At 73.3% G+C, this 13,554-nt stretch carries 12 protein-coding genes; 4 read left to right on the forward strand and 8 right to left on the reverse strand.

The features are described 5' to 3' along the window. Window positions 1–24: 24 nt before the first annotated feature. Genes GA0070607_RS14815 through GA0070607_RS14835 form a run of 5 tightly spaced genes read right to left on the reverse strand, consistent with a single transcriptional unit; the run spans window position 25 to window position 5,586 of the window. Complete coding sequence (locus GA0070607_RS14815) at window positions 25–789, reverse strand: GTP-binding protein (protein ID WP_089018731.1); 765 nt, start codon at window positions 787–789, stop codon at window positions 25–27. Next, window positions 767–1,246 carry a DUF742 domain-containing protein gene (locus GA0070607_RS14820; RefSeq protein ID WP_089018732.1) on the reverse strand — a complete coding sequence of 160 codons (480 nt, stop codon included), beginning with the start codon at window positions 1,244–1,246 and terminating at the stop codon, window positions 767–769. Before GA0070607_RS14820 ends, GA0070607_RS14815 begins: the two co-directional genes overlap by 23 nt. Next, the gene (locus GA0070607_RS14825) at window positions 1,243–1,719 is read right to left on the reverse strand and encodes a roadblock/LC7 domain-containing protein (protein ID WP_172899035.1); all 477 of its coding nucleotides are present in this window, start codon (window positions 1,717–1,719) and stop codon (window positions 1,243–1,245) included. Before GA0070607_RS14825 ends, GA0070607_RS14820 begins: the two co-directional genes overlap by 4 nt. Beyond that, window positions 1,716–4,406 carry a sensor histidine kinase gene (locus tag GA0070607_RS14830; RefSeq protein ID WP_089018733.1) on the reverse strand — a complete coding sequence of 897 codons (2,691 nt, stop codon included), beginning with the start codon at window positions 4,404–4,406 and terminating at the stop codon, window positions 1,716–1,718. Before GA0070607_RS14830 ends, GA0070607_RS14825 begins: the two co-directional genes overlap by 4 nt. Further along, a complete protein-coding gene (locus GA0070607_RS14835) occupies window positions 4,393–5,586 on the reverse strand; it encodes a hypothetical protein (RefSeq protein ID WP_089018734.1) in 1,194 nt (397 codons plus the stop codon). Before GA0070607_RS14835 ends, GA0070607_RS14830 begins: the two co-directional genes overlap by 14 nt. Before the next feature lie 375 nt (window positions 5,587–5,961). Here GA0070607_RS14835 and GA0070607_RS14840 point away from each other — a divergent pair, with 375 nt between their 5' ends. Together GA0070607_RS14840 and GA0070607_RS14845 are read left to right on the forward strand one after the other, a co-directional pair. After that, window positions 5,962–8,826: an alpha/beta fold hydrolase gene (locus GA0070607_RS14840; RefSeq protein WP_089018735.1), complete on the forward strand. Its 2,865-nt coding sequence runs from the start codon at window positions 5,962–5,964 to the stop codon at window positions 8,824–8,826. After that, window positions 8,826–9,692: an ABC transporter permease gene (locus GA0070607_RS14845; RefSeq protein ID WP_089018736.1), complete on the forward strand. Its 867-nt coding sequence runs from the start codon at window positions 8,826–8,828 to the stop codon at window positions 9,690–9,692. The genes GA0070607_RS14840 and GA0070607_RS14845 overlap by 1 nt, the downstream gene beginning before the upstream one ends. On the opposite strand, the gene GA0070607_RS14850 is transcribed toward GA0070607_RS14845, so the two are convergent. After that, window positions 9,687–10,367, reverse strand: a complete 681-nt coding sequence (locus tag GA0070607_RS14850; RefSeq protein WP_231931044.1) for a DUF4232 domain-containing protein — start codon at window positions 10,365–10,367, stop codon at window positions 9,687–9,689. The two genes, GA0070607_RS14845 and GA0070607_RS14850, sit on opposite strands and share 6 nt — an antisense overlap. Window positions 10,368–10,702: 335 nt before the next feature. Next, on the reverse strand, window positions 10,703–11,008 hold the full coding sequence (locus GA0070607_RS14855; protein ID WP_089018738.1) for an ArsR/SmtB family transcription factor: 306 nt from the start codon (window positions 11,006–11,008) through the stop codon (window positions 10,703–10,705). Between the two features lie 91 nt (window positions 11,009–11,099). Here GA0070607_RS14855 and GA0070607_RS14860 point away from each other — a divergent pair, with 91 nt between their 5' ends. Further along, the gene (locus tag GA0070607_RS14860; protein ID WP_089018739.1) at window positions 11,100–12,062 is read left to right on the forward strand and encodes a DMT family transporter; all 963 of its coding nucleotides are present in this window, start codon (window positions 11,100–11,102) and stop codon (window positions 12,060–12,062) included. On the opposite strand, the gene GA0070607_RS14865 is transcribed toward GA0070607_RS14860, so the two are convergent. Then, on the reverse strand, window positions 12,063–12,824 hold the full coding sequence (locus tag GA0070607_RS14865) for a hypothetical protein (RefSeq protein ID WP_157743158.1): 762 nt from the start codon (window positions 12,822–12,824) through the stop codon (window positions 12,063–12,065). Between the two features lie 174 nt (window positions 12,825–12,998). Here GA0070607_RS14865 and GA0070607_RS14870 point away from each other — a divergent pair, with 174 nt between their 5' ends. Then, entirely contained in the window at window positions 12,999–13,523 is a 525-nt protein-coding gene (locus tag GA0070607_RS14870; protein ID WP_157743159.1) for a DUF2690 domain-containing protein, read from the forward strand. Window positions 13,524–13,554 lie beyond the last annotated feature (31 nt).

Below are 13,554 nucleotides of genomic sequence, written 5' to 3' on the forward strand. Positions count from 1 at the left end.
CCGCCACGGCCGGAGCCGGTCGGCTCAGGCCCTCCTGTCCCGGGTGGCCCGGTCCAGCGCACGATCCAGGACGACCAGCAGGGCGTCCCGCACAGAGAGCCGGTCCCGGGCGTCGAACTGCACCAGAGGTACATGATCTCCGATGGCCAGCGCCCAGCGGATCTCACCCAGCTCCAGGGCCAGCCGCCCGTCGAAGGCGTTGACCCCGACCACGAACGGCAGGCCGGCCCGCTCGAAGAAGTCGATGGCCGGGAAGCAGTCGTCCAGCCGGGCACTGTCGACCACCACCAGCGCGCCGAGCGCGCCCCGGGCGAGGTCGTCCCACATGAAGCCGAACCGGGCCTGCCCCGGAGTGCCGAACAGGTACAGCTTCAGGCTTCGGTCGATGGTCACGCAACCGAAGTCCATCGCCACGGTGGTGGTGGTCTTGGCCGACCGGCCGCCGGGGTCGTCCACACCGATTCCGGCGCTGGTCATCTCGGCCTCGGTGGTCAGCGGCGCGATCTCGGAGATCGCCCAGACCGTGGTGGTCTTGCCCACCCCGAACCCGCCGGCAATCAGGATCTTGACCGGGACGGGCGGCGCGGCCGGCGGCCGGTGGGCCGGTGGTGGCGTCGACCCGGTGCTGGTCGGCAGCCGGTACGGCGGAGGTGGCGCGGCCGGTGGCTGCCCGGTGCGCCCGAGTGCGGGGCCGATGCCCGGCGAGGTGCCGTAGCGGGCGGCGGCGCTGTTGCCGACGAGTCCCCCGAGCGGGGCGACCGGCCATTCAGGAGATCGCACGGAGTCCATCAATCACTCGCAGGATGAGGTCGGGGTCGAAGGCGTTGTCGGCGTCGGTGACGTGCACATCCAGGTGCCCGGCGGCGCGCAGGTCGCCGACCAGGACCCGGGTTACGCCGAAGTGCAGCCGCGTCCGGGCCGAGAGCTCGGCCACCGAGATCGGCTCGGCGCAGAGCGCGATGATCGCCTGGAGCTCTGGTGCGAGTGGGACGGCCGGCGGGGCGATCCACGGACCGGTGTCCGGACGGATGGTCACCTGCGTCTCCAGCCCGATCGCCGGGTCCGCGCCCGCCACCCGTCCGGAGGTCAGCACGAACGGCCGGGGACCGGCCGGCCAGCCGTCACCCGCCTCCGGCGCTGGTTCCGCGGACCCGCCGCCGTCGGTGGAGGGCGCCGTGCGCAGGTAGGGACGGATCCGGGCCCCGGGCCCCGGATCCGGATCCTCACCTGCGACGTCGCGGGTCATTGCTGGACGGCGTTCTTCAGCTCGACGATCAGCCGCGGCGTGAGGGCGCCGCCGGCCCGTCCGGCGAAGAGCGTCATCTCGTACGCGACGGTGCCCAGGTTCGCCGACCGGTCCGCGACCACGCCGAGCACGGAACCACTGCTGATCGCGCTGATCAGCAGGTAGCCGTCGGCCATGTCGACGATGACCCGGTTGAGGCCGCCGAGGGCGTACCAGCTGGCCGCCCCGCCGGCGAGGCTGGTCATGCCGGAGACCACGGCGGCCAGCCGTTCCGCGTTGGACCGGTCCTTGATGGCCGACATGGCCATCAGCAACCCGTCCGAGGAGACCGCTATCGCCTCCAGCACCCCGGCCGTGCTGGAGGTGAAGGAGTCCAGCAGCCAGTTGAACGTGCGGGCCTCCGGGCTGAGGTCCCCGGCGCTGCCGGACTGGCTCTGGTGGTCGACGTTGTCGTGCAGGAAGGGGCTGGTCACTGGGCTGATCCTTCTTCGTTCCGGCGGTCTGGGCTGACTTCGCGGAGAGCGCGGGCGACGCCCGCCTCGAAATCGGTGATGAGATCGCGAACCTCGGCCGGGTCGCCGAGGTGCGGTCTGGTCGGCGGGGAGGGCGGGGTGGCGGTGACGTTCGCCCCGGGCACCCGCCGGCTCAGCCGGGGCCGGCCCGGCGTCGCCCCGGTCGGGCCGGCGCTGTCGGCCACCGTGGGGGCGAGACTCCCCGGAGTGGCGGGCAGGTCGACCGTCACGCTCGGGTGGCCGTTGCCGGCGGCGGCGCCGAGCTCCGCCCGTCGTACGCCGGATTGGAACGCCTCGACGAGCGCGCGGGCGGCTGCCGGGTCGGCGCCTGTGGCGTCCACCGGGCCGACCGGCGCGGAAGCGGCGGGCAGGTTGGCCCCGGGCACCCGCTGCCGGACCCGTGGGCCGGTCGGGGTGTCCGAAGGTCCCGGGCCCTCCGGTGCCGGCGCCGGTACGGTGCGGCCCGGGTGGCGGATGCCGGCGGCGGCAATGCCCGGGCCGCCACCGGTCGCCCCACGCCCCGGTCGTCGGGGCAGGCCCGAGTCGGTGGTGGGGAGGTCGACCGGTGCGGATGGCTTCGTGTTGGCGCCCGGTTCCCCGGTGCCGAACGCGTCCCAGGACGCACCGGACTCCAGGCTGCGGGTGGCCCGGCTGAGCACGTCCGAGTCGAAGCCGGCCGGTGCCGCGGTGGCCGTGAGGGACCGTGCGCCCCGGCTGTGGCCGAGCGCGGCCGGCGAGCGCCGATCCCGGTCCGGCACGGTGGCCCGGGCGACGGTGGCCCCGGCCCGGTCGGCGCGGCGCAACACCAGCGACGCCGGTGGGATCTCCAGTTGGGCGGTCACCCCGCCGCCGTCGGTGGCGGTCAGGCTCACCGCCCAGCCATGGCGGCGGGCCAACCGGCCCACCACGAAGAGGCCGAGCACCTCGGTCGGCGCCAGGTCGAGCCGTTCCCGCCGGGTGAGCCGTGCGTTCTCCTCGGCCAGCCGTTGCTCCGTCATCCCGATGCCGCGGTCCACCACAGTGATTCGGGCACCGAGCCCAGACGTCTCACCGGCCACCAGCACCCGGGTGTGCGGCGGGGAGAAGATGGTGGCGTTCTCCATCAGCTCGGCCAGCGCCAGAACGAGGTCGCCGACGACGGCCGGCGCGGCCGAGATGCCCGCCGGCACCCGCACCTCCACCCGGGTGTAGTCCTCGATCTCGCCGAGCGCCAGCCGGACCACGTCGGCCAGCGGCACCGGCGCGGTGTGCGCGTCCGCCCCGGCCGAGCCGGAGAGCACCACCAGGCTGCCGGCGTTGCGCCGCAGCCGGCTGGAGATGTGGTCGAGCCGGTACAGGTGCTCCAGCCGGCCCGGGTCCACCTCCTGCTGCTCCAGCCGGTCGATCAGGGCGAGCTGCCGGCCCACCAGGTTCTGGGTACGCCGGCCGACGTGGCCGAACATCTGCGCCACGTTGCGCCGGCCGGCGACCTGCCGTTCGACCAGCCGGGCCGCGGTGCTCTGCACCCGGTCGAAGGCCCGGGCCAGGTCGCCGATCTCGTCGTTGGCGCGGATGTCCACCGGATCCAGACGGACCGGCTGGGCGCTCTCCGCCTCGTCGTCGGTGACCCGGACCAGCTCCGCCTCGGCGACCCGGGCGACCCGGTCGGCGGAGCGGGTGAGCCGGGTCAACGGCCGGGCCACCGTACGGGCGACGGCCGTGCTGAGCAGCACCACGATCGCCAGGATCAGCGCCGCGGCGCCTCCGACGAGGTACGCGGCGATCAGCGCCCGCCGCTGCTCGGCGGTCACCTCGGCGAGTACGTCGGCGACCAGCTTCTTCTCGACGAACTGGCCGAGCCCGATCATCGAGCGGACGGACGGGAAGAGCACGTCCAGTGGAACGTCGCGGATCGCACCGGCCGGGTCCCGGGCGCTGGTGACCAGGAAGTCGGGGCTGGTACGGGCTGCCACGGCCACGTCGTTGAGCCGGGCCACCGTCAACTGTTCGGGCGTGATCAGACTGCGGAAGCGCTGGTTGTCCACCTGGAGGGCGGCCATGCACGCCACGTACCCGGCGCTGGCCTGCGCGCTGCCGGTCGCCTTGACCAGCACGATCAGGGTGGCGCAGGCGCCCAGCCCCTCGTCGGCGCGCAGCAGCCCGTCCAGGGCCAGCACCTGGCGGCCCGGCCGGGTGTCGGTGTCCACGCTGAACGCCAGCCGCAGCGACTCGATCATCCCTCGGTTGACCGGGCCGAACGCGTCCATCACCTGGGTGGGGCTCGCAGCGCGGGCAAGGACGGCGGTCCGCAGGTCGATGAGGCTGGACACCCCGTACAGGGCGTGGTCGACCTGGTCGGTCAGCGCGTCGCTTCCCCCGGCCCGCAGGTCGGCGACACGGTCGTCCACGTCGGCGGTCTTGCGGACCAGTTCGGCGCGTTCCACCCGGCCGAGCAGGAAGCCGACCGAGAGGATGCGTTCCTGTTGGAGGTCCTGCACCAGGCTGCCGACCCGGCTGGCGAGCCGCACCCGCTCGGCGATGTCGCTGGCGCGCTGCGCCGCGTCCACCCGGTCGAGCACCGCGGGCACGGCGAGGCCGACCATGCTGAGCAGGGGGATCACCACGAGCAGCGCGAGCTTGCCGCGGATCCGGAGCCTACCGAGCAGCATCTGACGGCCCCCACTGGGCGGATTCCGGGTCGCGGGTCGCGCCCACCGGTTGCAGTGGCCGCGGGTCAGCGGACCGTCCGGTGCGGATCGCCGGTTGCCAGGCGTCGCCCGATGGCGGGATGTCGCGGCTCTCCATGGGCGGTACGGGCATCGCGGCCCGGCGACGGGCCCGACGGCCGACGGCGACCAGCAGCGCGGCGAGCCAACCCAGCAGCAGCACGGCGGCGACCCCGGCGCCGGTTGCCAGCCAGCGGTCCCGGTCCAGCCGGTCGATCCGTTCGACCAGCAGGGCGTCCAGTTCGCTGAGGATGACCGGCTGGAGCCGGAGGGCGGCCGTGTGCGTGTCGAGCCGGGCGGCGGCCAGCCGGCCCGGGTCAACCGTTCCGGTGCCGGGGACCGGGGCGGAGTACGCGGCCAGCGCCTCCACCGAGCGCTGGTAGGTGTCCAGCGGGGTCAGCACGTTCGCGCCCAGGTCGGTGCTCTCCGAGCTGTCCACCGCGGAGCGCAGGTTGTCGACCAGGTCGGTGGCGGGCGCCAGGGCGGCCACCCGCAGGCCGGTCAGCTCGATCAGGCTGCGGGTCTGCTCGGCGGCCGGCCGGCGAGGGGCGAGCGTGCCCAGGTCGGCGAGCCGGCCGGCGAACACCACCGCCTCGGGCAGCTCCTGGCCGGCGCTGTCCTGCAGGAAGAAGGAGTCGGCACCCGGGTCGCGTACCAGCCCCGAGCTTTCCCGGACCTTGCGATGCAGGGCCAGCAGCAGATCGGTGACCTCGCCGTACGCGGTGTAGGCGGACTCCGGGTCGGTGGGGCTGCGTTCGCGCAGCGCCTCCAGTTTGGCCCGCAGACCGGCCCAGCGTTCCTGGCTGCGCAGCTCGGTGCCGATCCGGGCGTCCACCGCCGCGGCGTCCTCGACCGCGCGGGTCAGCGCCTCGCCGGTGGCGGGGCGGCCGTTGACCGCGGCGGACTGGGCCTCGACCAGGGCGTCGGTGACCGGGGCGAGGGCGCTGAGGTACTGCACGCCGAGCCGCTCCCGGGCGGCCAGGTCGCGGTTGTCACCGGTCTGCCGCCAGGTCTGCGTGAGGAGCAGACCCACCGGCGCCAGCAGCGCCGCGACGAGTAGCAGCGGCAGCACTCGGCCCCACATGGACGGCCGTCGACGGGCCCGTGGCGCGGGGACTGTCATGTGTGTGTCTCCTCCGGCGTCGGGCGGGGGCTCGGCGCGGTGTCGGGTTCGCCGACGAGTCCCGTGCACCGGACCGGAAAACTAGCCGAATCGTCCGTTGCCGAACGGTTGCCGGTGAGTCAGGTTTGCGTCAGTTCGAGCGATGTCACCGTTCGTCCGTGTTGCCGGCACGTTGCGTCCCATCGGCGGGTGTGACATGAAGGGATCGAGGTGGATATCCGCCGAAGATCGGAATTCACGTGATCCGAACTCAACTCACTGTGCCGCGTCTGACGGTGCGCGGTCGCACCTGGCCGAACCGCCGATCGGGGCAACCGGACGGACGTACGGCGGATCTCAGCCAACGCTCAGCCGGCGGCCCGTACCGTGTGCCGCATGAGATCGCCGTCGCCGGCCGCGTGGTTCCGGCGTGCCCTGCCCACCCGCCGCCGAGCGATCGCCGCAGCGGCTGTCGTCGTGCTCCTGGTGGCCGCCGTGACCTGGGCGGTGTGGCCGCGGGGATCGGGTGTACGCACCGAGAGCGGGATGCTCACGGTCCGCTCCGGACCGGCCGGCGACCAGCCGGTGGACCTGGACACCACCTTCTACCTGCCGACCGACGCCTCGTCCGATCACCAGGTGCCGGCGGTGCTGCTGGCGCACGGGTTCGGCGGCACCAAGGAGTCGGTGCGCTCCGACGCGGAGGAGTTCGCCGGGCGCGGCTACGCGGTGCTCACCTGGACCGCGCGGGGCTTCGGCCGCAGCGGCGGCGAGATCCACCTGGACAACCCGGACTACGAGGTACGCGACGCGCAACGGCTGCTGGACTGGCTGGCCGCCCGGCCGGAGGTGCGCGCCGACGGTGCTGGCGACCCGAAGGTCGGCGTGGTCGGCGGCTCGTACGGCGGCGGGTTGGCGCTGCTGCTGGCCGCCCAGGACCGCCGGGTGGACGCGATCGTCCCCATGATCACTTGGAACGACCTGTCCCGGGCGTTCCTGCCGGAGAGCACCGGCGGGGCGCCGACCGAGGGCGTCTTCAAGAAGGGCTGGGCCGGTCTCTTCTTCGGCGGAGGCGGCAACGTGGGCTCCGGCCCGGCCGGGTTCTCCGGCGGGACCGCCGCCCAGCCGCAGGGCGCGCCGGCGTCCGCCGGCCCACCCAGCCCGGGGCCGGGCGCCGGCCCGGGTACCGGTCCCGGTGGCGCTCCGGCGGGTGCCGCCGACCCGTCCTGCGGCCGGTTCGCCGCCGACGTGTGTGCCGCGTACCTGCGGATCGCCACCACCGGTCGGGCCGACCAGGCCGCCGTGGACCTGCTGCGCCGGTCCAGCCCGGCGGGCGTGCTGGACCGCATCAAGGCGCCCACCCTGCTTGTGCAGGGCGAGGCGGACACCCTCTTCCCCCTCGGTGAGGCGGACGCGAACGCCCGGGGCATCGCCGCCAGCGGCACCCCGGTACGCGTCGCCTGGTTCACCGGCGGGCACGACGGCGGCAGTGGACCCCGCTCGGACGAGGACCGGGTGAAGTTCCTGACCGTCCAGTGGCTCGACCACTACGTCAAGGGCGAGGGCGACCCGCCCGGTGACGACTTCACCTGGTCGCGGATCGCCGGCTTCGACGCGCTCGACCGGGGTCTGGTCGCCACCGGTTTCCGCCGCGCCGACTACCCGGGCCTGACCGGCAACGCCCGCCGGGAGGTGGCGGTCACCGGCCCGGCGCAGCCGATCGCGAACCCGCCGAACGGCAATCCGGCCGCCATCTCCTCGGTGCCGTTCGCCGGCGGGCTCGCCTCGCTGCTGGACGGGGTGGCCGGCGACGTGCCGGGCCAGCACGCCCGGTTCGAGTCGAAGCCGCTGGCCGACGCGGTCGACGTGGCGGGCACGCCCACTGTCACCCTGCGGGCCGCCTCACCGACCGGCGAGGCGGTGCTCTTCGTCAAGCTCTACGACGTCGACAAGGACGGCGCGGCCACCCTGCCGAACGGGCTGGTCGCCCCGGTCCGGCTCACCGGCCTGCCGCAGCGGGTGCAGGACGCCCGCCCGGTCACCGTGACGCTGCCCGGGATCGTCCGCCGGGTCGAGGCCGGGCACCGGCTGCGCGTCGTCGTGGCGACCTCCGACCAGGCGTACACCACGCCGGCCCAGCCCACCGTCTACACGGTGGCGGCGGACGGCGCGGTCAGCCTGCCCACGGTCAGCGGGGAACCGATCCCCACCACGGCGACGATCTGGCGCTGGGTGCTCGCCGGCCTGCTCGCCGCCATCGTGATCGGGCTCGTCGTGGTCGTGGCCGTGGTCCGCCGCCGGCACCGCCGGCAGGACCGCTCCGTGCACCCGGAGTACGCGGGCACGCCGCTGGCCGTGCGCCGGCTGCGCAAGGAGTACGCGGACGGCTTCGTCGCGGTGTCGAACGTGGACTTCGAGGTGCACCCGGGCCAGGTGGTGGGTCTGCTCGGGCCGAACGGCGCCGGCAAGACCACCACCCTGCGGGTGCTTATGGGGTTGACCCAGCCGACCGCCGGGGAGATCTACGTCTTCGGTCGCCGGCTGGTGCCCGGCTCGCCGGTACTGTCCCGGATCGGCGCGCTGGTGGAGGGCCCCGGTTTCCTGCCGCACCTGTCGGGTCTGGACAACCTGAAGGCGTACTGGCGGGCCACCGGGCGGCCGTGGGAGGACGCGCAGTTCGACGCGGCGCTGGAGATCGCCGGGCTGGGCGACTCGGTGCACCGGAAGATCAGGAACTACAGCCACGGGATGCGCCAACGGCTCGCCATCGCCCAGGCCATGCTTGGTCTTCCCGAGCTGCTGGTGCTGGACGAGCCCACCGACGGGCTCGATCCGCCGCAGATCGCCGAGATGCGCCGGGTGCTCCAGCGGTACGCCACGGACGGCCGGGCGGTGCTGGTCTCCAGCCACCTGCTGGCCGAGGTGGAGCAGACCTGCACGCACGCGGTGGTGGTGAACAAGGGCCGGATCGTGGCGTCCGGGCCGGTGGAGGAGATCGTGGGCGAGTCGCCGAGCGTCCTCTTCGACGTCACCGACCCGGTGGCGGCGCGGGCGGTGCTGGACCGGCTGCACGGGGTCCGGGTCCTGCCGGAGAGCGACGGTCAGCTGGTGGTCGACACCAACGGCACGGCCCGCAGCGACGTGGTGGCCGAGTTGGTGCGCGCCGGTATCGGGGTGGACCGGGTGGTGCCTCGGCGGCGCCTGGAGGACGCGTTCCTCGCCCTGGTGGGCGAGAACTCTCGGGGAAGCGGTGACCGGTGATGGCTGTTACTGACGCGGGTGAGGCCCGCGGTTATCGGCCGTCGGCCACCATGCCGTTCGGCGCGGAGTTCCGCCGGCAGGCGTCGCGGCGGAGGACCCAGCTGGCGCTCGGGTTCATGGTGCTGCTGCCGCTGATCATCCTGGTCGCCTTCCAGTTCAACTCGGGCGGCGACGACGACAACGGCAACAACGAGTTCGCCAGCCTGGTCGACCTGGCCACGTCCGGCGGGCTCAACTTCACCCTGTTCTCGATCTTCGTGTCGGCGTCGTTCCTGCTCGTGGTCGTCGTCGCGCTGTTCTGCGGCGACACGGTGGCCAGCGAGGCGAGCTGGGGCAGTCTGCGCTACCTGCTGGCGATCCCGGTGCCCCGGGCCCGGCTGCTCGCCGTGAAGCTGGTGGTCGCGCTCGCGTACTCCGGGCTGGCCCTGCTGTTGCTGGCCGGCACCGCACTGGCCGCGGGCACCCTGCGATACGGCTGGTCGCCGCTGCGCAGCACGGTCGCCGCCGAGCTGGAGCCGACCGAGGGGCTGCTCCGCCTGCTGGCCGTGCTCGGCTACCTGGCGGTCGTGCTGCTGGCGGTGGCCGGCCTGGCGTTCCTGCTGTCGGTGACCACGGACGCCGCGCTGGGCGCGGTGGGCGGCGCGGTGCTGCTCTGGATCCTGTCCAGCATCCTGGACCAGATCACCGCCCTCGGCGCGCTGCGTGACTTCCTGCCCACCCACTTCAGCACCGCCTGGCTGGGGCTGCTCTCCACCCCGGTGCAGACCGACGACGTGGTGCGCGGCTGCATCTCGGCGATCAGCTACGCGACGCTGTTCTGGGGACTGGCGTTCTGGCGCTTCACCCGCAAGGACATCACCTCATAGCCGGCTGTCCGGTGTTGGCGGCGGCGGCGGCGGCGGGGCCGGCCGGGTCGGTACCGGCGTGTACGGGTCGGCCTTCTTCCAGGCGCTGACGCCGATCCGGCCGGTGTTGCCCACGTCGATCGGGCCGTCCGGGTCGACGTCCTCGGCGGGCTGCCCGGCGGCGGGGGCGACCCGCAGGTATTCCCCGTTGGTGGCCACCACCGTCGAATCGGTGACCAGGTTGCGCCAGAGCACCACGGCGGTGGCCCGTTCCCCGGCTTGCAGGGTGACCTCCCGGGGCGGCTGGTCGAAGCCCGGCGTGATCCCCTTCGCCCCGGGCAGCACGCGCAGGATGATCAGCTTGCGGTCCTCGTCCAGCACCCGCGGCGCCGGGTATCCCTTGACCCGGTAGGGGCGGTCACCGCAGTTGACCAGCTCCAGGCCGAGGGCGCGCAGCCCCATGGCGGCGTCCGATCCGGTCGACCGGATCCGGACGCCCGATTCGGGGCACCAGAACGGCGGGCTGACGTACGCCGACGGTGTCGGACTCGCCGCGGTGGTGAGCCCGGGCCGCGCGTTCGGGCCGTCCCCGGCCTGGCCCCGATGGTCGGCGGGAGCGCATGCGCCGACCAGGAGAACGGTCAACGCCGCCGCGCTGGGGATGGTGCGCCGTGCTGCCGTGCCGCGGGAAGCCATTCGATCATCCTCACCCATCCGAGCGTCCCGTCGCCGCCCGGCCCGGCCCGGCTCCTGGTGTGCCTTTGGAGCTGAATCGTTTGGGACATCGCCGCCGGGGTCAGGTGACACCGGCCTGGTGAGCCACTTCGTTCCGCCGACATCTCGGTAACCACAGGACCTGGACGCCGCAACGTCGGCGATACGGAGTGGATCATGCAGGGAGTCGCCCAGGCCCGCGAAGCCGCCGCTCTGGCGATGTCGTAAACGACTCAGCTCCAAAGCGCTCGGATGGTGCGTGCCCATCCGGCGCGCAGCGCGCGGGCGTCGTCGCAGCGCGCGAGGCTGACGTGGCGTCAGGCCGGTGGGCGGGGGGCGAGGACCGCGTCCAGCAGGCCGGGGTAGAGGCGGTCCAACTCCTCGCGGCGGAGGCGGACGTAGCGGCTGGTGCCGGCGGCCCGGGTGCGGGTCAGGCCGGCCTCGCGCAGCACCTTCAGGTGGTGACTGCGGGTCGCCTTGGAGACGCCGATCTCGAAGGTGTTGCAGGCGTACTCGCCGCCCTCGGCGAGCGCCCGCACGATCTGTAGTCGTACGTCGTCGGCGAGCGCGGCCAGCACGGCGGTGACCGGCACGGCGGCCAGGTCGGGTTCGTGCAGCTCCATGTGACCAGTGTAACCGTTGTTCGACAATTGTCGAACAACGTCCTAGGGTCGGTGCCGTTGGTTCGACGATACTCGAACATAGGAGCTGACGATGCGATCCCGCGCCGCCGCCTACCCGCTGCTCGCCGTGCTCAGTTGGGGAGCGATGTTTCCGATCCTGGCCAGCGCGCTGACCTGGGTCGACCCGCTCAACCTGACCACCGCCCGCTACCTGCTGGCCGCAGTCATCCTGGTCGGCGTCCTGCTGCTCCGCGAGGGCGCCGGCGCGCTGCGGCTCGGCGGGCGGGCGGTCGAGGTGGCGGTGCTCGGCGTGGTCGGCTTCGCCGGCTTCAACGTGCTCACCAACCTGGCGCTCGGGCACGCCGCACCGCAGCTGGTCGCCCTCTTCGTGGCGACCACCCCGGTCATCACCCAGTTGGTCCGCTGGGTCCGCGACGGCGTACGCCCGAAGCCGCTCCTGCTGGCCCTCTCCCTGGTGGCGCTTCTCGGCGTCGGCCTGGTGATCACGCGCGGGAGCCTGGCCGGGCTCGGTCAGTTCGGCCTCGGCGGTCTGATGATGGTCGGCGCGGTGCTCGGCTGGGCGATCTACACCCACGGCGCCAGCCGGTTCGACGGCTGGTCGCCGCTGCGTTACACCACCCTCACCGCGCTCACCGGCACGGCCGCCATGCTCGCCGCGAGCGTGTTCGCCGACGGCGTCGGCTGGCAGCACGCGCCGGCCCCCGCCGACCTGGTGGCGGTCGCGCCGCAGTTGGCGTACGCCGTGATCCTGGGCGCCGTGGTCGCGGTGCTGGCCTGGAACACCGGCGTGCAGCGGCTCGGTACCGCCAACGCCGCGCTGTTCATGAACCTGGTCCCGGTGACCACCTTCGCGGTGCAGATCGCCCGTGGCTACCGGCCGGTCGGGATTGAGCTGGCCGGGGTGGCGCTCACCATCGCCGCCCTGGTCGCCGCCAACGTGGCGACCCGCGCCCGCACCGCCCCCGCATACCAGGCGACCGCCGTCGCCGACCGGGTGGCGGTCGTCGACCCGGTCGCGGTGGTGAACCGCTAGCTAGGCCGGCCGGGTCAGTTCGACGGCGACCAGACCGGGGACGCGGTTCAGCACGATCAGGTAGTCGCCGACCTGACCCTCCTCCCGCTCGGGCTGGGCACCCCCGCTGGTGGTGATCCGGCGGTCCAGCCAGGCGTCGAGGCTGTCGCGGTCCGTGCCGGCGGCGAGGGCCCCGAGGGCACAGTCGTCGATGAACCGCCGCCCCTCGCTGGTGAGCGGCCGACCGCCCGGTCCACTGGCCCCGCAGTACACGCGGCGTAGCCGCTTCTCCTGGTCGAGAAACAGCGTCACCTGGCGGGTTCCGCCGGCCGGGTCGCCGGCCGTGCCACTCTGGCGGGTCGCCGAGCCGAAGTACGGATTGGTGTAGACCCGCAGCTTCCACCGCTGTGTCAGCCGTCTCATCAGCGCCTGCGGATCGACGCCGGGCAAGACCGTGTCGCCGTTGTCGAAGGGTGAGCGGGTCGGCGCCGGCTTGTCCCCGTCCACAGCGGCGCCAGGCGCCGCGGGGGCCTCCGCGGTCGGCGCACCGGTGCCCGGCCCGACCGCGCCCGGGGTGCCGGGGGCGGCAGCGCCGCCGCTCGGCGTGTTCCGCTCGGCACCGCGCCGTACCGGCGGGTCGGAGGTCTGCCGGGCGACGACGACCGCCGTGGTGACCAGGGCCGCGATGGCGAGCACGAGAGCCAGCCACCACAACGGTCGCCGACGCCGGTGCTGTTCTGGAGGGTCGGCCGCAGGGTGCGCGGTGGCGTGCTCAATGGTCATGCGGTTGCCACCATGCCCCACCATGCCCGATCCCCGTTTCATCCGCCCCGCCGAGCCGTCGGGGTGCGCTCGATGTCTATCACGAGACATCGACAGACTCAAGTCTGTCGCGGCCACCGACGGTGAGGCTAGCGTGACCCAAGGTTTCGTCCTTTCGCTCACGGGGGTGTACAGGTGCGACTACGTCTGCATGCGGTTTTTGCCGCGCTCGTCCTGATGGCGAGCGCGGGCACGGTGGTCCAGGCCACCCCGGCCCAAGCGGCCGTCAACTGCAACGGTTGGAAGTGCGACGGCCGATGGCCCGGCGAGGAGGGTTGTCGAGCCGATCAGGTCGCGGTCAAACAGGTCGCGATGGACCACCTCGGCGGAGGGCAGGCGACCATCTACCGGTCACGGGCCTGCGGGGCCGCCTGGGCCGACTTCGACTTCACCACGGCGCCGGACTACTCGTGGCTCTTCCTGCACCTCTGGGCGCAGCCCGCCTATGGCGGGAAGGGCAGGATCATCCGTAACGGGTCCGGCCAGCACAACACCCTCGTCGCCGGCACCACCAAGACGTACCGGACGGTCCTGGTCAGCTGGGACAACTCGGTGAAGCTGTGCTTCGGTGACGGCTACCAGATTCCCGGCAACGAGTACGACCCGGACCCGGACACGACAGGCGACGGTCCGTCGGGAGCGTGTTCCACATGGCAGTGAACGTGTCGATCCTCCGAACTCGCCGCCGCCC

It is taken from the genome of Micromonospora coriariae (genome assembly GCF_900091455.1).
Classification (GTDB): domain Bacteria; phylum Actinomycetota; class Actinomycetes; order Mycobacteriales; family Micromonosporaceae; genus Micromonospora; species Micromonospora coriariae.